Here is a 20,913-nt window from a genome sequence, read left to right on the forward strand (position 1 = left end):
AGCACAAAATGAAATGAAAATTAGCATTATTACAGTTTGCTGGAACAGTGAAAAATATCTAAAAACTGCTATAGAGTCAATTCTGAATCAATCATATAACAATATTGAATATATTATTATTGATGGAGGGTCTACCGATAATACTTTAAATATTATCAAGTCTTATGAGCCATTATTTGAAGGCAGAATGCGATGGATAAGTGAGAAGGATAATGGTATATATGATGCAATGAATAAAGGCCTAACTATGGCTACCGGAGATATTCTTGGATTGCTTAATTCTGATGATTTTTACATTTCCCAAAATTCTATAGAGAAAATAGTTAATGGCTTTATTACCAATAAAGTAGATTCGGTTTTTGCTGATCTTTATTATGTAAAAGAACAAGATACAGATAAAATTGTCCGAAAATGGAAAACCGGAAACAGAAAATCATTTATAAAAGGTTGGCATCCAGCACATCCTTGTTTTTTTGTAAAAAAAGAAATATATGAAAAATATGGATTGTTTGATTTAAAATATAAAATAGCCGCAGACTTTGAAATTATGTTGAGATTCTTAGAGAAAAATAAAATTTCATCATTTTATCTTGAAGAATTTATTCTAAAAATGAGACTAGGCGGGGAGTCCAATAAAAATTTTTCTAATATAAAAAAAGGAAAGAAAGAAATTTTGGATGCTTTTCAAAAGCATAATATAAAAATACCATTTTATTATAGTTATAAACGATGGATATCAAAAGCGATACAGCATTTATAGATTAAATTTTAGAAATAACTAAATCATATAAAAATTTATATAATATATTTGTATTCCAGCGACTGGAAAAAATAGAGGTAGATTTTTTTGAGAACCTACAATAGCATGAAAAAATATTTACATCTTGCTCATCATAGTGAAAGATATCTTTTTATTAATATAAGTAATATTACGAGAAAAATTTTAGAAGAAGAACAATTTAAAAAATCTCATAAATCAGTTTTTTTTAATTCAGAAAATGATCAGAAAAGTATTTTTGAATATATTAAAAAATTGAATGTAAAAACTATAATCATCGAAACATCAGATCTAAACCGTCTTCCTGAAAAGATTACTAATGAAATTATTGAAGCAAAACTTCAAGGTGTAAAAGTCTTTGAAGTACACGAGTTTTATGAAAGGATTAATGGAAGAATTCCTCTCGTAAAGTTAAATACTGATGAGTATTTGGCAGATGATATATTTTCTATTGGATTAGAAAGAAATGATTTCATCTTAAAAAGGATTATTGATTTATCTGTATCAATAGTATTTATGCCTATTGCCTTATTGGTTATTTTAGTAGGCTCATTGCTTGTATTCATGAACTCTCCGGGAAATGTTTTTTTCTCTCAGGAGCGGGTTGGAAAAAACTCCAAAAAATTTAGAATTTATAAATTGAGAACAATGAGGTCTAAACATAATGGGGATTATACAAAAGACAATGATGACAGGCTTTTAACTGTAGGACGATTTCTAAGGATGACCAAAATTGATGAGTTGCCTCAACTTTTCAATGTTTTAAATGGGAATATGAGTCTTATTGGACCGAGGCCTGAGCAAGAGAAATATGTAGAGGAATCTGTAGCAGAAAATTCTTATTTTGATCTTAGGCATCTTGTAAAACCAGGAATTACTGGATGGGCACAAGTCAATTTGCCTAGGGCTACTCCTAAAGATAATTTGAAAAAGTTAGAGTATGACCTTTACTACATTAAAAACTATTCCCCACTATTAGATATAAAGATTTTAATTAAAACGGTTAAAGTAATATTTACTTTAAATAGTAATTAAATTGTACACCTGGAGGTAAAAATTTGACTTTTAAATACTGATATAATAAACAGCATTAATTCATATCAACATACCTATCATATAAAAACCTTATGAAGATTAAAGAAACACCACTTAAAGATTGCTATATTATAGAACCCACCATTTTTGAGGATGATAGAGGGTATTTCTACGAGAAATTCAATGAAAATAAATTCCAGGAATTAACCGAAATGAATGGTCATTTTGTACAAGATAATATCTCCAAATCATCTTATGGAGTATTAAGAGGATTGCATTTACAAAAAGGAGAACATGCACAAGCTAAATTAGTTTCGTGTCTCGAGGGAAAAGTATGGGACATTGCTGTTGACCTGAGAGAGGACTCACCAACGTTTGGAAAATGGTTTGGAATAGAACTTACAGAAGAAAACAAACTGCAACTCTATGTGCCAAGAGGTTTTGGACATGGTTTTTCAGTAGTAAGTGAAACTGCAGTATTTAGTTATAAATGTGATAATTTTTATAATAAAGAATCGGAAGGTGCTGTGAAATTTAATGATCCGGATCTCAATATTGATTGGAAGATTAAAGAAAGTGATATGATCCTTTCTGAAAAAGATCAGAATGCACCAAGCTTTAAAGAGAAGAACTTTTAAATAAAAAATTGAAAACCACTTTATTAAAGTGGTTTTCAATTTTTAGCATAACCTTTTTATTATTTCGTATCTTTGCAAACTCAAAATCAAAAAGATGCGCACAAAATCTGTAGGTAAAAAGAAAATCAATATTGTAACGCTTGGCTGTTCCAAAAATGTTTATGATTCTGAAGTACTAATGAGTCAGCTTAAAGCAAACGGTAAAGAAGTGGTTCATGAAGACAGAGGAGATATTGTTGTCATCAATACTTGTGGTTTTATTGACAATGCAAAAGAGGAATCTATTAATACTATTCTTGATTATGTAGATGCTAAGAATAGAGGGGAGGTAGAAAAAGTTTTTGTTACAGGTTGCTTATCTGAAAGATACAAGCCAGATTTGGTTAGAGAAATTCCGGATGTTGATCAATACTTTGGAACCAGAGATCTGCCTATCCTATTAAAACATTTAGGTGCGGACTATAAACATGAATTAGTAGGAGAGAGACTAACGACGACTCCTAAACATTATGCCTACCTGAAGATATCTGAAGGCTGTGACAGACCTTGTTCTTTTTGTGCGATCCCGTTAATGAGAGGAGGACATGTTTCTACACCAATAGAAAAGTTAGTTAGCGAAGCACAAAAGCTGGCAAAAGTAGGAACGAAAGAGCTTATTTTGATAGCACAGGATCTTACTTATTATGGTTTGGATATTTATAAAAGGAGAGCACTTGGTGACTTATTAAAAGAGTTAGTGAAAGTAGAGGGAATTGAATGGATTCGTTTACATTATGCTTTTCCTAGTGGATTTCCGGAAGATGTTCTGGATATTATCCGTGAAGAACCAAAGGTTTGTAACTATATAGATATTCCTCTTCAGCATATCAATTCAGACTTATTAAAATCGATGAAGAGAGGAACGACTCATGAAAAAACAGATGCTCTTTTAGCAAAATTCAGAGAAAAAGTTCCTGATATGGCTATTAGAACAACTCTAATTGTTGGTTATCCTGGAGAAACGGAAGAGAGATTTCAAGAGCTGAAAGACTGGGTAAGAGAGCAACGTTTTGATAGACTTGGCTGTTTTACTTATTCACATGAAGAAAATACAACTGCTCACGTTTTGGAAGACGACATTCCTCAAGAAGTAAAAGAAGTGAGGGTAGAAGAAATCATGGAGTTGCAATCTCAGATTTCATGGGAGAAAAATCAACAGAGAATTGGTGAAGTTTATAAATGTGTTTTCGACCGAAAAGAAGGAAATTATTTTATTGGACGAACTGAATATGATTCACCGGATGTAGATAATACTGTTCTTGTTTCTGCAGACAATACTTACATTTCAATAGGTGAATTTGCTATGGTTAAAATTACTTCAGCTGAAGAATTTGACCTGTATGGTGAATTAATTTGATAAAAATGTAAAATTAAGTAAAAATTTCATATAATATGGCGTAGAATTGTAATTTCTACGCCATATTGTTTTATTATTTATGTTATTTTGAATTAAATTCGCAAATGTATGTTATTTTGTTCTATTTTTATTTTTTTTTAGTAATATATTGTATGTCAATTGTTTGTGTTGTTTTTTTTAGTTGAAAACGACCATTGTAAAATCGTGAATTATGCATTCTGACAAATTAATCTTAACTTTGCCATAAGAATACGTTTATCAATTTCCGTTGCTAAATGCTATAATGTATATATTAAAACTATATTCAATTTTCGCTTTCCCTCGAATATTATTGAACAGGTTGGTATATGTACATTAGTATTATTAATATAAAGTTATTAATGGGAAAATAAATTAAACAATTTTTTAAAAACATATGAAAAAAAAATTATTACTAGCGACTGCACTTGTTTCATTTGCGGCGCTTTCACAGGCACAACAAAAAGGTGTTGGTATTAACACGACTACACCCGCTGCTACACTGGATGTAGTAGCAGATACAGCAAATAACAGAATGCCGGACGCTGTTTTAGTTCCAAGAATGACAGTTGACCAATTGGCGGCTAAAGATGGAGCTTATGCAGCTGCGCAAAATGGGGCATTAGTTTTTGTTACTTCAGGTAGAGGTTCCGGAGGAAAAACAGGAAACGTAACAGGAGCCGGTTTTTATTATTATGATGATTCTACTTCAAAATGGGCTGCTGTAGGTGGAGGTACAGCACCTAACCCTGCAATGAATATTACCGCAGAACAGACAAGTAGCTATACGGCTACTGTTACTGATGACATCATTTTATTAAACATTACCAGTGCTGGAAATACACTTACTTTGCCAACATCGGGTATACCAGTAGGTAAAAAATATTATGTAACCAACAGAGGTGGTAATAGTATGGATGTTAGTCCTCTTCCTCGCGAAGAAGGTACTCAGAATATTCCTGGTCAACAAGGTTTAATATTTATGTACTTAGGAGGATCTGGAAACGGTTCATGGTCTATAATTTCTGGTTTCTAATTTTTTAATATACAAATGATGAATAATTTTACAAAAAAGATATTGGCTTCTGCAGTTTTTAGTTTAGCTATTAATTTTTCCCATGCTCAAATAAGAATTGTAAACTCCGTAAATAATAGTTCCGCAAACAACAGCTCTGCCTTCATTGATGCTTCATCCAATTCAACGACGAATGCAACGACAAATGTTGGTAAAGGGTTGCTTTTTCCTAGAACAGACTTAACTACTTTTACCTCTCTTAGCGGAACACCTGTAGGTATTAGGACATCATATCCGACTCGTTTTGATGGTATGGTTGTTTATAATACTGCTACCAGCGGTGTTGCAGGGGTTGGAGAAACTCAAGGAACACTTACTCCAGGATTTTGGTATTATGACAATAAATCTAATACTGTTAATGGGGGTACTTGGAGACCAATTATAGGAGAATCTGGAAACTCTGGTTCTGGAACATTCAATATTCTTACTACTGAGACTCCTACCCATACTAAAGTAGACAGTGAACAAGTTTATGCTGTAAAGGGTACATTTACTGCAAGTGGAACTTCAACAACTGTAAACATTCCTCCTCCTGCCGGAATAACAGGTATGTATGGAATTACAATTTATAAAAAAGGAACTAATATGGTATATGCAAGAGAGCTTTATTCTTATGATATTGCAAATGCAACTGGAAATGCAATTACAGGCTCACCAACCATGTCTGTAGTTTACCCAGCAGGTACGTATGATTATGTATTAGAATATTTGAAATAAGGTTTATCCTTTCAATGTATAAAAAAACCAATGAAGATTCTTCATTGGTTTTTTCTTGCTAAAATTTACTTTTTTATTTGATATGTAATTAATTGATTTTCAGGTCTATTTTTGGTGTGTATTTACTGATTTAATAAAAATAAGTTAATTAAATTAACATTTAGACTTGTTTTTTAACGTTTTTTAACAGCCTGCTCTAGAAGCCCTATTGGTAGAGAGTTACAAGCTCTGTTAACGTAAAGTTTAGTTTTTGTTAACTCTTTTTAACATTTGAGCTATGGACTTAAGCAGATTCACAATACATTTGCCCAGTCAAAACCAATAAAATTCAAAATGATGAAAAGATTCATTCTTGTAATCATAATGATGATTTCAGCCCTTGGTATTTATTCTTTCAAGAATAGTGCCATAGATGCGAAAAAAACAAGTTATGCATCGTACTACCACGATAAATTTAACGGTAGAAAAACAGCGAACGGAGAAATTTTTGATAATTCAAAATTTACCGCAGCAAACAGAACGCTTCCTTTTGGAACTAAAGTGAAAGTTACCAATTTAAGCAATGGAAAAGAGGTTGTAGTAAGAATCAATGATAGAGGGCCTTTCCATTCAGCAAGAGCATTAGATATGTCTAAAGCCGCGTTCGATGAAATCGGAAATATCGATTTAGGTACTATTCCGGTTGAATATGAAATTGTCGACTAAATTTATGATTTTTAAATTTTAAAAGCCAACTGATTCAGTTGGCTTTTTTCTTTTATATCTATACAGAACTATTATATGTTTAATTCTATCAGTGCAGGGCAATGATCAGAATGTACAGCTTCTTTTAAAATGACTGCTCTGGATAACTGATCCTTTAAAGTATAAGAGGCGAAATTATAATCTAATCGCCAGCCTTTATTCTTAGCCCTTGAATTTTGTCTATAGCTCCACCATGTATAATTATCAGGTTCGTTATTAAAAAACCTAAAACTATCTATCAGTTCACATTCTTCAATGAAATTGGTCATCCACTCTCTTTCCATAGGCAGAAAACCTGAAACGTTTTTTAAGCGAACGGGATCATGGATATCGATGGTTTGGTGGCAAATATTAAAATCTCCCGATATAATAAGGTTGGGGATTTCCTTTTTAAGATTTTTAATATAGTTCAGAAAATCATGACAGAACTGCATTTTAAAATCCAGTCTTTCAATATTGGAAGCTGAAGGAACATAAACCGAAATTACGGAGTAGCCATCAAAATCAGCGCGAATAATCCTGCCTTCATTATCATAGCTTTCAATTCCGCAGCCATACTCTACATGAATAGGCTGAATTTTTGATGCTATTCCGACGCCGCTATAACCTTTTCTCACTGCAGAATGCCAATAGCTATGGTAGCCTAACTTTTGAAGACTGTCGATATCTATCTGGTCGTTTCCTGCTTTGCTCTCCTGTATGCAAATAATATCCGGGTCTGCTGTCTTTAACCATCCTAGGAAATCTTTAGTAAAAGCTGCTCTGATTCCATTGACATTGTAAGTAATTAATTTCATAAATAAGAATAAAATTTTTCAAATGTAGCAAAATTAAAAGAGCCGGTTCTGATTTCGGAACCGGCTCTTTTAATTACATAATATTTTATTGTTTAAAAATTACATTACCATCTTTTGAGAGTTCTATTTCTTCACCTTTTCCTCTTAACTCATAGTGGTCATTTTTATACCAGATTCCCGATGCTGGTTTCTGACCTTCCAATTCTATAGTTTCTCCATTGAATACCAGGGTAGCAGTATTCTTGGTGTTATTAAAACTCATGTCCAGAACCTTTCCACTTTTGTCTTTCGCTGTACTTTTAACAATATCATCCTTAGTTGTTGCAACAGATACGGAATCTGAGGATGAAGAAGATAGAGTATCAGAAGATGAAATAGATGAAACTGCCATGGTTTTCTGCTTATTGCATGAAGTTAATAATAATGCTGTAAAGGCAGCCAGGGCCAAAATGTTACTTTTCATAATAATATGCTTATAGTTGTGGTCTGAATTAATGCAAAACGGATGCCTTAAAAAATAAAGGCTGAAAAAAATGAAACCATTTTTTTCAGCCTAAATCCCAAATTAATAAACTATGAAAAAAACTATTTGGGTTCTAAAACGCTAATAGGAATAATACATTCTTCCAATGAGATCCCACCATGTTGATATGTTTCTTTATAATAATTGACAAAGTGATTGTAGTTTTTCGGATAGGCCAGGAAAATATTATTTTTTGCAAAGATATACTTCGAACTTAAGTTTCCTTTTGGCAAAAATAGTTTCTCCGGATTCGTAATAGCCCAAACGTCACTATCATCGTACGTTAAACTCTTACCTGTTTTATAACGGATATTAGTAGATGTTTCTCTGTCTCCAACTACTTTACTCGGTTTCTTCACATAGACAGTTCCATGGTCTGTTGTAATCACTAATTTATAGCCATTTTCAGCAGCTAACTTGATGATCTTAAGTAGTGATGAGTTTTCAAACCAGTTTAAAGTTAAAGATCTGAAAGTTTTATCATCACGAATCAATTGATCTACAATATGATTATCCGTTTTTGCGTGAGAAAGAATATCGATAAAGTTGTAAACAATTACTAATAAGTCATTGTTTTTATGTTGATTAAAATCATCGTAAATCTTTTTTTCAAAATCAGCATTCAAAACTTTCAGATATTTCATTGATTTAGATCCTAAACCAATTCTCTTCATTTGATCTTCAAGGAAGTCACGCTCAAATTCATTCTTATTTCCTTCTTCGTTATCATTAAACCATTTGTCCGGGAAACGTTTTTCTATTTCTGAAGGTAAAAGCCCGGCAAAGAAAGAGTTTCTGGCGTATTGCGTTGCTGTAGGTAGGATACTGTAATAGTAATCTTCAGTTACCTTATTATAATATTTAGTAAATAGAGGTTCAACAACCTTCCACTGATCATATCTCAGGTTATCTATCATTAAAAGAAGAACTTTACTCTTCTCTACTTCAGGCTTTACTTTCTCTTTGAAGAGTGTATGGCTCATAGCTGGTTTTTCATTTCCATTCAACCAATCCTCATAATTATTTTCAATAAATTTGGCGAACTGAATGTTGGCTTCTTCTTTTTGAGACTGCAAAAGATCTGCAAATTCATTATCTGCTACTTTGTCAAATTTAATTTCCCAGTTGAGGATTTTCTTGTAATATTCAGCCCAATCCTGATAAGATCTTAAATAAGAAAGCTCCATAGAAAGATTTCTGAATTCCTGCTGATATTGCAATATTGTTTTTTGCTCAACCAGGTTGTCTTCCTGAAGATTCTTTTTCAGTGATAATAAAATCTGATTAGGATTCACCGGCTTAAGAATATAGTCAGCAATCTGTGAACCTATTGCCTCCTCCATAATATGCTCCTCTTCACTTTTGGTAACCATTACTATTTTTAAGGAATTGTCCTTTTCTTTAATCATAGGAATTGCTTCAAGCCCGGAAATACCAGGCATATTTTCATCAATAAGTGTCAATGCAAATTTTTCGGAATCTATCAATTCTAAAGCCTCATTCACATTATTTACCGGAGTTACATGGTAACCCTTTTTTTCTAAAAATACAATATGAGGTTTAAGTAAATCTATTTCATCATCTATCCATAATATTTTTTCCGACATAATATTTATTTTTTACATGGTTATAGTATCAAAATTGCGACCAAATCTCTTTAAAATCTGTGAAAATGAGCAGATGAAAAGTTAAATTATAGTTAAATGAAAATACGCTAAATTATCCAGACTGAATACTTTTTTTAATGTCCCGTTTTCAGGTACTCCAAAGCTCTTTCCATAACTTCATCTTTTCCTTTTCTAATACCCTTTAAAGTAGGCTTTACAACAATATCAGGAATGATTCCGATTCTTTGAGTTTCTCTTTGGTCAGGATAGTAAGCGCCCAACCCGGTGAAGCTTGTGTCTAAATCAGCAATTTTGAAATAGATGACATCCCCATTGGCTCCCGAAGTATTGCTTCCGATAATTTTAGCTTTTGGATGCTGTTTAAACATCATTGTGGTAGTTTCTGCTTGGCTCTGTGTGTTCTCGTTGACCAATACTACAACATTTCCTTTATAGTAATCATTGTTTTTTGTGCCAATGATATTTCTTACGCTGTAAAACATGCTGAGGTAATTGGTTTCTGGAAAATTGAACCGATAATATATTGTTGGTTCAGGGAGTAGTAATATACTTAAAGGTCTGATGGTTTGTTTAGGGTAGTTTCTTAAATCAAAAATGATGGATTCTGTACTTTTTAGATTCAGATACATTTCATTTACATCTTCTCTTTCAATAACTTCCATATTTACATATCCTATTTTGCTATCTTCATCTAAAAATTTCCATTTTTCCGGAACCTTCTTTTTTTCATAAACAATATTTCCAGGAAAATAGGTCTTAGTTTTTAGAGTGAGGTTTTGTCCGTTCCTTTCGAGTCTTAGCATGATGCTGTCATGATTAGAAAAAAGAAACAGGTTTTTAACTTTTTTGATCTTTCCCCACGAGTTCGATGCCGGTATATACTTTGAAAAGGCATTGACTATTTGTGGAATTGTCCGGTTGTTGATATCATATATTATATCTCCGACTTTCAGAGCAGTTTCTTCATTGAATTTATTAGGATTAATTTTCGTAACCACTAATTTTCCCTCTGCATAAGAATAGTCTACCGGAACTTTCTTTCTTCCATATTGGTTTAAACTGATAAGTGGTGAAAACAAAAAAGCATGAGAATCGTCAGTTCTGGCAACCAGCTCAGCTAATGTTAAATGAAAACTTTCATCATTATTGACATTGAGAAATTTAGGGATCATTTCACTTAAGACATCATCCCAATTCTGATCAGTTGCATATTTATAAGGAAAGAAATATTCTACATAATTCCAGTATCTGAATAATTCTAAAAGAGCAATCGAACTAGAGCTAAACTTAGAACCATAAGAACGTTCATTTCTGAAAAATACTTTTCTTCCTCCTTTTCCAAAATAATAATGATCATCAATATTTCTATTTTCTTCGATGAACTGGAGTTGTTCACTGACCTCCTGCGTGAAGATACTTTTATCTTTAATCCATTCCAGATTGAAGTTCTTTAGAAAATAAACTTTGGTATTGTTTAATTTACACTCATGGCATTTTTCAACATTCCCAAGACTCTCCATCCATTGAGAATACAATTCATTCAGCTCGTTTTTACTGCTGACTTTATCAAGCTCTTCAATTTTGTTAATTAATTGTTTGTCCCAATCGAATTTTCCTTTGGCGACATTAGGATGGTAATATTTTAAAAATCCCCATACTTTACCAAAGGATTTAAGCTTTTGAGTTTGCGAAATATTTTGAGCGAAAAAAATATTTACATTGAAAAATAATAGAATGATTATGGAAATCGCTCTCATAAAGCTTGATGATTGTTTTAGACTTTCAAAGATATAAATCTATCCATTAAAGTTTATAGTAGAGGGATTAATACCTAAGATTAAATTTCCCTAACTTTGTTTACCAATACTTCAGTTTTCAAATGCAGAATAAATTAAAGATCATCAACGATCCAGTTCATGGATTTATTAAAATCCCCCACGAAATTTTATTTGATGTCATTGAACATCCTTACTTTCAAAGACTAAGAAGAATTTCTCAAACGGGACTTCTTAATTTAATTTTCCCCGGAGCTACTCACACCAGGTTTCACCATGCGCTTGGGGCTATGCATTTAATGTTTACAGCCTTAGAAACATTAAAGCAAAAAGGAGTTAAAATTTCTGAGGAAGAAGAAAAAGGGGCGATGCTGGCAATTTTGATGCATGATATTGGGCATGGTCCGTTTTCGCATGCATTAGAAAGTATGTTGATGGACGACTGGCATCATGAAAATCTGTCCTTATTATTAATGAATGAATTAAATGAGGTGTTTGGAGGGCAGCTGTCGTTAGCTATTGAGATGTTTCAGGGAAAATACCATAGAAAGTTTTTCAATCAGTTGATATCTTCACAGCTGGATGTCGATCGGCTGGATTATTTAAAAAGAGATAGTTTTTTTACCGGGGTCTCTGAGGGAAATATTAATACCCAGAGAATTATATCCATGATGAATGTTTGTAAAGAAGGAGAGTTGGTAATTGATGCTAAAGGAATATATTCAATAGAAAACTTTCTGACTGCAAGAATGTTCATGTATTGGCAGGTATATTATCACAAAACATCGGCACTGGCTGAATTTCTCCTGGTCAAAATTTTAGAAAGAGCAAAATACCTTGTCTCACAGGGTGCAGATCTTCCAGCGACTGAAAATTTGAAATACTTTTTAAACAGAGAGAAGAGTGCTGCTACTGATGAAGATATTAAAAGATTTACCCAGCTGGATGATAATGATGTTATTCAGGCCATGAAAAGCTGGCAAAATTCTGATGATTTCATTTTATCTTACTGGTGTACTTGTGTGGTAAAGAGAGACCTTCCTAAAACAATTATTTCATCGCATCCTTTTGAGCCCAAGTTTATTGAGGAAAAAATAAAAAATACCAATGAGTTTTTTGGAATTAATAACGGAGAAGAATTGGTACATGAGATCAAAAGAAAACTCTTGCCATATGATGCAAAAAAACAGCCTATTTATTTATTGCAGAAAAATGGTGAAAAAATTAGACTGGACGAGTCAGAAGATCAGCTTTTATCAGGGTTAATCGTCAATAAGACCACCATATATATTTTGACATTCCCCAGAAATTTCACCAAGATAATTTCTTAAATAATATTAAAATTATCTATCCTAAAACTAAAAAATGTTTACGAATAATAGAATTTCTTATCTTTGCAGAATATGGAATTTACAGCTTCGCAAATTGCAGGTTTTATTAACGGCAAAATAATAGGTGATGAGAATGCACTTATTACTGGAGTTTCACCAATCGAGAATGGGGAATCAGGACATCTTTCTTTTATAGCTCAAGATAGGTTTTCTCATTATTTGGATACTTCAAAGTGCTCAGTAATTATTGCTTCTGAAAAACTTTTAGTAAAAGATACTTACAATCCTACTATCATTGCCGTAAAAGATGCTTATCTGTCTTTTCAGGTCCTGATGAATTTATATCAGGAAATGCAGGGAAGAAAAGAAGGTATTGAAGATGGATCATCTATTCATGATACTGCAGTGATTGCTGATAAAGTTTATATAGGAGCATTTACTTATATTTCAGAAAAAGCAAAAATCGGTGAGGGTACACAAATTTATCCGCACGTATACATAGGTAAAGGAGTGAAAATAGGAAAAAACTGTAAAATAGACAGTGGAGCACGAATCTATGATTATTGTATCATTGGAGATAACTGTGTGATTCATTCTAATACCGTAGTTGGTGGAGATGGGTTTGGATTCCAGCCTACACCTGATGGATTTAAAAAAATTCCTCAACTTGGAAATGTCATTATTGAAGATGATGTGGAAATCGGTTCCAACTGTAGTATAGACAGAGCAACTATTGGCTCTACTATAATTGGAAGAGGAACTAAAATAGATAATCTTATCCAAATTGCACACAACGTCAAGATCGGTCAGAACAATGTTATTGCAGCCCAGGCAGGAATTGCAGGGTCTACAACTATTGGTGACTGGAATCAGATCGGTGGGCAGGTAGGAGTCGTAGGACATATAAAAATTGGAAATCAGGTGAAAATTCAGGCTCAGAGTGGTGTGAATTCAAGCGTGAATGACAAAGAAACATTATATGGTTCGCCGGCAATTAGTTACAATGACTATCTTAGAAACTACGTTCATTTCAGGAACTTTACTGAAATTGTTAAAAGAATAAATAATCTTGAGAATACCTCAAAAGATCATACTAATGAGTGATATGCAAAAAACACTTCAGGAAGAAGTAACACTTTCTGGAATTGGCCTTCATACTGGTAAAGAAGTAAAACTTACCATTAAACCTGCTAAAGAAAATACGGGTTTTGTCTTTGTAAGAACCGACCTTGAGGGACATCCCCAGGTTGAAGCTGATGTCAACTACGTTGTAGCAACTGAGCGGGGAACAACTTTAGAAAAATTAGGAGTAAAAATCAATACTTGTGAACATCTACTTGCAGCCTTAGTAGGCTGTGATGTCGATAATGCAATATTGGAAATGGATGCTTCCGAACCTCCGATTATGGATGGGTCTTCAAAGTTTTTTGTTGAGGCTATTGAAAGTGTTGGCGTTACAGAGCAAACTATTGCCAGAGAATATCTGATCATAAAAGAAGTTCTTAGCTATACAGATCCTGCAACGGGTTCTGAAATCACCATTATTCCATCAGATAATTACGAGATTACAACAATGGTAGATTTTGGGACTAAAGTATTAGGTACCCAAAATGCTACTCTTAAGCATATTTCAGAATTTAAAGAGGAGATTTCATCAGCAAGAACATTCAGCTTCTTACATGAATTAGAAATGCTCTTAGACCATGGTCTTATCAAAGGAGGCGATATTTCTAATGCTATTGTCTACGTTGATAAAGATTTAACTCCTGAAACAACAGAAAAATTAAAAAAAGCATTTGGTAAAGACAATGTGTCTATCAGACCGAATGGTATTCTTGACAACCTGAATTTAAACTATCCTAACGAAGCAGCAAGGCATAAATTACTTGATGTGATTGGAGATTTAGCTTTAGCCGGTGTCAAAATAAAAGGAAAAGTAATTGCTAACAAACCAGGACATTTTGTTAATACTCAATTTGCAAAAAAATTGAACCGTCAATGGAAATTACAAAAAAAGAAAAATGTTCCTGACTTTGATTTAACTAAGGAACCGGTTTTTGATATCAACGGAATTATGAAGTTGATGCCTCACAGGCCTCCTTTTTTATTAATAGATAAAATTCTTGAATTATCCGATTCTCATGTTGTGGGTCTTAAAAATGTTACAATGAACGAACCTTTCTTTGTTGGACATTTCCCTAAAGAGCCAGTAATGCCTGGAGTTCTTCAGGTAGAAGCATTAGCACAGACCGGGGGTATTTTAGTATTGGCGAGCGTTCCGGATCCTGAAAATTACTCTACTTATTTCATTAAAATGGATAAAGTGAAATTCAAGAGAAAAGTCGTGCCAGGAGATACGATGATTTTCAAAATTGAATTGATTGAGCCTATCAGAAGAGGTATTGTTCATATGCAGGGATACGGATATGTAGGAGATACTGTAGCTGTAGAAGCAGAACTAATGGCTCAAGTTGCAAAAAATAAAGTTGATTAAATGATCCATCAATTAGCAGCCGTAGATAAACGCGCAAAAATAAGTAAAAATGTTATTGTAGAGCCTTTTACTACAATTGCTGGGGACGTAGAGATTGGAGAAGGAACCTGGATCGGCCCGAACGTTACCATTATGGATGGAGCGAGAATTGGTAAAAACTGTAGAATCTTTCCTGGAACTGTAATTTCTGCAATTCCTCAGGACTTGAAATTTGATGGTGAAGATACTCAGGTAATTATCGGAGATGAAACAACAATCAGAGAATGTGTAACCGTAAATAGAGGAACGAAAGCATTGGGATTTACCAAAATAGGTAAAAACTGTCTGATTATGGCAACTTCTCATATTGCTCACGATTGTGTTATCGGAGATCATGTTATTATTGTAAACGGTTGTGGTATTGCAGGACACGTGGAGATAGGTGATTATACTGTAATGGGAGGACTAAGTGCTGTTCATCAATTTGGGAAAATCGGTAAGCATGTAATGATTTCCGGTGGAACATTGGTAAGAAAAGATATTCCTCCATATGTAAAAGTTGCGAGAGAACCGATGTCGTACGCGGGAATCAATTCGGTAGGTTTGAGAAGAAGAGGATTTACCAATGAGAAAATTTTCGAAATTCAAAAAATTTACAGAGCTATTTTTCAAATGAAAATGAACGTTTCTCAGGCAATTACGCATATTGAGAAAGAAATGCTTCCAACGGCTGAAAGAGATGAAATTCTTCAGTTTATCCAAAACTCTCCAAGAGGTATTGTAAAAGGATACGGTACTGGTAAAGAGAGTAACTAATAAAAATAAAAAGATAATATAAAATTAATGGCAACAAGTAACGATATTAGAAAAGGCCTTTGCATTGAGTACAGTAATGATATTTTCAAGGTAATTGAATTTCTTCACGTAAAACCAGGAAAAGGACCTGCTTTTGTAAGAACAAAACTAAAGTCAGTAACTAATGGAAAGGTTATCGATAATACTTTTTCTGCAGGTCATAAAATTGATGAGGTAAAAGTTATTACAAGAAAATTCCAGTATCTTTATGATGATGAGAATGGATTTCACTTCATGAACAATGATGATTTCTCTCAATTATACATCAATAAAGAAATGATTGAAAATGCTCAGTTTATGAAAGCTGGAGAAGAAGTTACCATCATTTTGAAAGAAGCTGATGAAACTCCACTTTCAGCTGAACTTCCACAGTCTGTATTTTTAGATGTTATCGAGGCAGACCCAGGGGTAAAAGGAAACACTGCTACTAACGCTCTTAAAAATGCTATCGTTGAAACCGGAGCCAGAGTAATGGTTCCATTATTCATTGAGCCTGGAGACAGGATTAAAGTAAGTACTGAAGATGGTTCTTACTTAGAAAGAGTAAAATAATAATACAATTTACAAAAATTCGGTTTGCCTTTGCAGGCCGAATTTTGTTTTTTATAAGAAAATTAAATTTTTATGAGATTCCATTCTCCACAAAAACTTAAAACAATTGCTGACCTTATCGGAGCTAAATTTGTTGGTGCTGAAGATTTTGAAGTGTTGGGAACTAATGAAATTCACAGAGTAAAAGCCGGGGAGATCGTATTTGTAAATCACCCGAAATACTATGATAAAGCTCTTAATTCTGAAGCTACCATTATTCTTATTGACAAAGAAGTAGAGTGCCCGGAGGGGAAAGCTCTTCTTGTTTCCGATGACCCCTTTAGAGATTTCAATAAAATCAACACCCATTTTACCAGAATATATAACTTTACAGAAGAGCTTCATGATGTAGAAATAGGAGAAGGAAGTAAAATCCATTCTTCAGCAGTTCTTGGGAATAACATCAAAATAGGAAAAAATGTACTGATCTTTCCTAATGTTGTGATTGGTGACCGTACGATTATTGGTGATAATGTAATCATTCAGTCCGGAACTGTATTAGGAGGTGATGCTTTTTATTACCGTAAGCTTGATGGCAATTTTGACCGCTTAATTTCTGTTGGAAACGTTATAATAGAAGATAATGTAGAGATCGGAAATAACTGTACCATTGATAGAGGGGTTACAGATTCTACTATAATAGGAGCAGGTTCGGTCTTAGATAACCAGATTCAGATAGGACACGATACAGTTATTGGAAAAAGATGTTTGATTGCATCTCAGGTAGGAATTGCAGGATGCTGTATTTTTGAGGATGAAGTTACCATCTGGGGACAGGTAGGCGTTGCTTCAGGATTTACCATTGCAAAAGGGACTGTTCTTCTTGCTAAAACAGGAGTGAACAGAAATCTCGAAAAAGGAACTTATTTTGGTATGTTTGCAGAAGATTTTAAAAGTTATTTGAAAAAAGAAGTAAAACTGAGAAGATTATTATAATGAAGAAATTATTAGCACTGTTTCTTTTTATACATGCAATAGGTTTTGCTCAGAAATCACAAATTGAATCCAGGATAACATTGAGTGATGAGAGAGTAATAAATGCTAAAATTCCTTTTATTACTAATCTTTTTGATAGTAATCAAATTGATGAGATAACCATTTCTGACAGGAAAATAAAAATTTTGGAAAATGGGCAGATTATTAAATATCCAGCTTCTGAAATTCAAAAAATAGAATTTACAGACCTTAAAAATAAGCCAAAGGTTTTTATTTATTTCCCTTCGGAATCTACAAAAACTCTGGTAGAACTTGTATATGACGGGCAAAAAATAAAATGGCTGAAGGCCTATCGTCGTCATGGTTATGATGGATCTACTCTTACATCAGATGTATTATACAAAGGTACTGTAAGACAGCCTATGAGTATTTTGATCAATAACAGGAAGAAATTAAAAGAATTAATGGCTGATAAACCCGGGCTGGAACCACTTATTGAGAACATTAATTATAACAGACTTAAGGAGCAGGATTTAATCGATCTGTTGAAAAAATATGATGAATAAAATCAGATTCAAAAATTTTTTTAACGACAAATAATCATTATTTTTGTCTGTCGTATAAACTGAAAATAAATAAATTAAAACAACAATAAAATGTCAATTTTAGTAAACAAAGATTCTAAAGTAATTGTACAAGGATTTACAGGGAATGAAGGTACTTTCCATGCAAGCCAGATGATTGAATACGGAACTAATGTAGTAGGTGGAGTTACTCCGGGAAAAGGAGGAAGCGAGCACTTAGGAAAGCCTGTATTTAACACGGTTGCTGATGCTGTTGAAAAAGCAGGAGCTAATGTAAGTATTATTTTCGTACCCCCTGCATTCGCTGCTGACGCTATTATGGAAGCTGCTGAAGCTGGAATTAAAGTTATCGTATGTATTACTGAAGGAATTCCTGTAGCCGATATGGTAAAAGTAAAATCTTACATTGCTGACAGAGACTGCAGATTAATCGGACCAAACTGTCCTGGAATTATTACATCTGAAGAAGCTAAAATTGGTATTATGCCAGGTTTCGTTTTCAAAAAAGGTAAAGTAGGTATCGTTTCTAAATCTGGTACTCTTACTTACGAAGCTGCTGATCAGGTGGTAAGAGCTGGTTTCGGTATTTCTACAGCTATCGGTATCGGTGGTGACCCAATTATCGGAACAACTACAAAAGAAGCATTAGAATTATTCATCAACGACCCTGAAACTGAAGCGGTAGTAATGATCGGTGAAATCGGTGGTGGTTTAGAGGCTGAAGCTGCAAGATGGTATAAAGCAAGTGGTTCTACAAAACCAGTAGTTGGTTTTATCGCAGGACAAACTGCTCCTAAAGGAAGAACTATGGGACACGCTGGTGCTATTGTAGGTGGTGCTGAAGATACCGCTCAGGCAAAAATGGAAATTATGAGAGAAAACGGAATTAATGTTGTAGATTCTCCAGCTGACATTGGTGTTACTGTTGCTAAAGTGTTAGGATAATCTAAAACAAATATAATATGAAAAAACTTTTATTAACCTCAGCTTTAGCGTTCTCTACCTTATCTTTTGCGCAGATTAATTTTAGCAACACAAGATTTGGTATTACAGCAGGAGGTAACTATTCCCGAGTGCAAAATGCACATAACCCATCTGGCCCAAGATATGCCGTACAGGCAGGTGCTTTAGCTTTAATCCCTGTAGGAAAAGGAAACCAATTCTACATTCAGCCTGAAGTATTATATTATGGAGCCGGAGAAACCGGAAAAGATAAAGATGTTAAAGGAAGAGATGGTTATAATGCTGTTTATGCAAATAACTACCTGAGTGTTCCTCTTTATTTCAAAGGATATTTTTCTGAAGCAGAATCTGAATTCTTTGGAATGGTAGGACCTAGATTTAACTTCTTATTAAATCAGAATGTTAAAAATGCTCCGGCAGCAAGACCTTTTTATGACCCGGATGTAACTGATCCTAATAACCCTGAAGTTAGTGGAAAAGCGAATAATTTCAATTTTGCAATAGGTTTAGGAATTGGATATAGCTACAAAAGACAGTTAGAACTAGCTTTAAAATATGATTTTGGAGTGTCTAATACATATCCAGGACTTGCAAAAGAACCTAATGGAACTAGCAAAAGCAAGTCTGAGCAAGTTCTTAGCGTAAGTTTGAGTTATATATTTAACTAAGAATATTTTCATTCAAATAAAAAATAAATCCCGAGATTTTTCTCGGGATTTATTTTTTATTAATGGTTCTGGAAATTAGTTTCTAATCCATTTCCATAGCTCTTTTAGAGTTGCTTTATTTCCATACATTAAAATACCTACACGGTAGATTTTCCCTGCTAAAAATATCATAAAAATAGTTGTTCCTACCAATAAGGTTATAGATAAGGCAATTTGCCATGCCGGTACACCAAAAGGTATTCTTGCGATCATAGCGACAGGAGAGGTGAACGGAATAATCGATAACCAAAAGCCTAGCGGTCCGTCAGGATTATTCATTAATGAAAAACTGCCATACATCCCCAATGTTAGGGGTAAAATAGCAAATAACGTAAACTGTTGGGTTTCTGTTTCATTATCAACAGCTGATCCGATAGCAGCATATACAGAGCTGTAAAAGATATACCCTAACAAGAAAAATACAATAAATACAAAAATTATTAATGGGAAATTAAGTTCCAGTAAACTATGAGAAACCTCAGTAGCTATTTGTGTTATATCTAACTTACTCACCATTCCTTCATTTCCGCCGGGGATATTTTTTTGGATAGAAGTGAAGCCTGTATTTAGGATTAAAGCTCCGATAACCGACATGGTAATCCATATGATAAACTGAGTGAGGGCTACCATGGTTACCCCTAATATTTTTCCCATCATCAGCTCAAATGGTTTCACAGAAGAAATAATAATTTCTACAACACGGTTATTTTTCTCTTCCAGAACACTACGCATTACCCTTACTCCATAGATGATAATAAACATAAAGGTTACATACATTAAAACCATACTTAAACCTGTTTTTACTCCAAAAGTAAGGTCTGAGTCTTCTTTATTATTTTCCGATACATTGATGGTTCTTAAAGTAAAGCTCTTATCAAGATTATCGAGTTGGGTTTCGGCTATTCCTAATTGTTTGATTTTTTCCTTTTTAATCACATTGATGATATCGGAAACAATGCGTTGTTTAGTATCAAAGCCAATTTTATTATTAATCACCAGTCTGGTGTTTTTTTCCAGATCATCAAAATTTTGATTATTTAATTCCGGTAAAATAAGAATACCATCCAATGATTCATTGCCCTTTAAATTATCAATATCTGCCTTTTCATTAGCGGAGGGGACAAAAATATAATTAAGCTGTTTGCTGGAAGGCAGCTTATTTTTGAAAATGCCACTTTTGTCAACAACCTGGATGATGGTATGAGACTCATTGGCTTTAAACATGAGCCCGATTACTGCTCCAAAAGCAATAATCATAATAGGCGCCAGTAAAGTTAATATAATGAAGGACTTTTTCTTAACCTGAGTAAGAAACTCCCTTTTTGTAATTAAAAAAATATTATTCATAA

At 33.5% G+C, this 20,913-nt stretch carries 21 protein-coding genes; 16 read left to right on the forward strand and 5 right to left on the reverse strand.

Annotated elements, in window-relative coordinates:
• The first annotated feature begins 13 nt into the window (after positions 1-13).
• The 7 genes from CJF12_RS18955 (at position 14) to CJF12_RS18985 (ending at position 6,362) form a co-directional block, all read left to right on the forward strand.
• Positions 14-760, forward strand: coding sequence for a glycosyltransferase family 2 protein (locus CJF12_RS18955; protein ID WP_034682610.1), 747 nt, complete (start codon positions 14-16; stop codon positions 758-760).
• Positions 761-865: 105 nt separating this feature from the next.
• On the forward strand, positions 866-1,813 hold the full coding sequence (locus CJF12_RS18960) for a sugar transferase (RefSeq protein WP_034682611.1): 948 nt from the start codon (positions 866-868) through the stop codon (positions 1,811-1,813).
• 92 nt (positions 1,814-1,905) lie between these two features.
• Positions 1,906-2,451, forward strand: a complete 546-nt coding sequence (gene rfbC / locus CJF12_RS18965; RefSeq protein ID WP_034682612.1) for a dTDP-4-dehydrorhamnose 3,5-epimerase — start codon at positions 1,906-1,908, stop codon at positions 2,449-2,451.
• A gap of 94 nt (positions 2,452-2,545) precedes the next feature.
• Positions 2,546-3,847: a 30S ribosomal protein S12 methylthiotransferase RimO gene (rimO, locus tag CJF12_RS18970; RefSeq protein ID WP_034682613.1), complete on the forward strand. Its 1,302-nt coding sequence runs from the start codon at positions 2,546-2,548 to the stop codon at positions 3,845-3,847.
• Between the two features lie 415 nt (positions 3,848-4,262).
• Positions 4,263-4,901, forward strand: coding sequence for a hypothetical protein (locus tag CJF12_RS18975; protein WP_034682617.1), 639 nt, complete (start codon positions 4,263-4,265; stop codon positions 4,899-4,901).
• An 18-nt stretch (positions 4,902-4,919) separates the two neighbouring features.
• The gene (locus tag CJF12_RS18980) at positions 4,920-5,657 is read left to right on the forward strand and encodes a hypothetical protein (protein WP_228379072.1); all 738 of its coding nucleotides are present in this window, start codon (positions 4,920-4,922) and stop codon (positions 5,655-5,657) included.
• A gap of 333 nt (positions 5,658-5,990) precedes the next feature.
• Complete coding sequence (locus CJF12_RS18985) at positions 5,991-6,362, forward strand: septal ring lytic transglycosylase RlpA family protein (RefSeq protein ID WP_034682619.1); 372 nt, start codon at positions 5,991-5,993, stop codon at positions 6,360-6,362.
• Between the two features lie 71 nt (positions 6,363-6,433).
• Here CJF12_RS18985 and CJF12_RS18990 read toward each other — a convergent pair whose 3' ends face one another.
• The 4 genes from CJF12_RS18990 to CJF12_RS19005 all read right to left on the reverse strand — a co-directional run bounded on the left by CJF12_RS18990 (position 6,434) and on the right by CJF12_RS19005 (position 11,106).
• Positions 6,434-7,198: an exodeoxyribonuclease III gene (locus CJF12_RS18990; protein WP_034682622.1), complete on the reverse strand. Its 765-nt coding sequence runs from the start codon at positions 7,196-7,198 to the stop codon at positions 6,434-6,436.
• 85 nt (positions 7,199-7,283) lie between these two features.
• On the reverse strand, positions 7,284-7,661 hold the full coding sequence (locus tag CJF12_RS18995; RefSeq protein WP_034682673.1) for an MliC family protein: 378 nt from the start codon (positions 7,659-7,661) through the stop codon (positions 7,284-7,286).
• Between the two features lie 122 nt (positions 7,662-7,783).
• Complete coding sequence (porX, locus tag CJF12_RS19000; RefSeq protein WP_034682623.1) at positions 7,784-9,328, reverse strand: T9SS response regulator signal transducer PorX; 1,545 nt, start codon at positions 9,326-9,328, stop codon at positions 7,784-7,786.
• 134 nt (positions 9,329-9,462) lie between these two features.
• Positions 9,463-11,106 (reverse strand): S41 family peptidase, encoded by a 1,644-nt coding sequence (locus CJF12_RS19005; RefSeq protein WP_034682624.1) that lies wholly within the window; start codon positions 11,104-11,106, stop codon positions 9,463-9,465.
• 122 nt (positions 11,107-11,228) lie between these two features.
• Here CJF12_RS19005 and CJF12_RS19010 point away from each other — a divergent pair, with 122 nt between their 5' ends.
• The 9 genes from CJF12_RS19010 (at position 11,229) to CJF12_RS19050 (ending at position 19,525) form a co-directional block, all read left to right on the forward strand.
• Positions 11,229-12,455 (forward strand): HD domain-containing protein, encoded by a 1,227-nt coding sequence (locus CJF12_RS19010; protein ID WP_034682625.1) that lies wholly within the window; start codon positions 11,229-11,231, stop codon positions 12,453-12,455.
• 72 nt (positions 12,456-12,527) lie between these two features.
• The gene (gene lpxD / locus CJF12_RS19015) at positions 12,528-13,559 is read left to right on the forward strand and encodes a UDP-3-O-(3-hydroxymyristoyl)glucosamine N-acyltransferase (RefSeq protein WP_034682627.1); all 1,032 of its coding nucleotides are present in this window, start codon (positions 12,528-12,530) and stop codon (positions 13,557-13,559) included.
• The gene (locus CJF12_RS19020) at positions 13,552-14,949 is read left to right on the forward strand and encodes a bifunctional UDP-3-O-[3-hydroxymyristoyl] N-acetylglucosamine deacetylase/3-hydroxyacyl-ACP dehydratase (RefSeq protein ID WP_034682629.1); all 1,398 of its coding nucleotides are present in this window, start codon (positions 13,552-13,554) and stop codon (positions 14,947-14,949) included. The genes lpxD and CJF12_RS19020 overlap by 8 nt, the downstream gene beginning before the upstream one ends.
• Positions 14,950-15,744, forward strand: a complete 795-nt coding sequence (gene lpxA / locus CJF12_RS19025; protein WP_034682631.1) for an acyl-ACP--UDP-N-acetylglucosamine O-acyltransferase — start codon at positions 14,950-14,952, stop codon at positions 15,742-15,744. It begins immediately after the preceding gene.
• 27 nt (positions 15,745-15,771) lie between these two features.
• Entirely contained in the window at positions 15,772-16,335 is a 564-nt protein-coding gene (efp, locus tag CJF12_RS19030) for an elongation factor P (RefSeq protein WP_034682633.1), read from the forward strand.
• 72 nt (positions 16,336-16,407) lie between these two features.
• Positions 16,408-17,310 (forward strand): UDP-3-O-(3-hydroxymyristoyl)glucosamine N-acyltransferase, encoded by a 903-nt coding sequence (locus CJF12_RS19035; RefSeq protein WP_034682635.1) that lies wholly within the window; start codon positions 16,408-16,410, stop codon positions 17,308-17,310.
• Positions 17,310-17,876, forward strand: a complete 567-nt coding sequence (locus tag CJF12_RS19040) for a hypothetical protein (protein WP_034682637.1) — start codon at positions 17,310-17,312, stop codon at positions 17,874-17,876. The genes CJF12_RS19035 and CJF12_RS19040 overlap by 1 nt, the downstream gene beginning before the upstream one ends.
• A 90-nt stretch (positions 17,877-17,966) precedes the next feature.
• A complete protein-coding gene (sucD, locus tag CJF12_RS19045; protein WP_034682639.1) occupies positions 17,967-18,839 on the forward strand; it encodes a succinate--CoA ligase subunit alpha in 873 nt (290 codons plus the stop codon).
• Between the two features lie 17 nt (positions 18,840-18,856).
• Positions 18,857-19,525, forward strand: a complete 669-nt coding sequence (locus CJF12_RS19050; protein ID WP_034682641.1) for a porin family protein — start codon at positions 18,857-18,859, stop codon at positions 19,523-19,525.
• Positions 19,526-19,600: 75 nt separating this feature from the next.
• Here the strand turns inward: CJF12_RS19050 and CJF12_RS19055 are convergent, their stop codons facing one another.
• Positions 19,601-20,911 (reverse strand): ABC transporter permease, encoded by a 1,311-nt coding sequence (locus tag CJF12_RS19055; protein ID WP_034682643.1) that lies wholly within the window; start codon positions 20,909-20,911, stop codon positions 19,601-19,603.
• Positions 20,912-20,913 lie beyond the last annotated feature (2 nt).

Source organism: Chryseobacterium piperi (assembly GCF_002285635.2).
Lineage (GTDB): Bacteria > Bacteroidota > Bacteroidia > Flavobacteriales > Weeksellaceae > Chryseobacterium > Chryseobacterium piperi.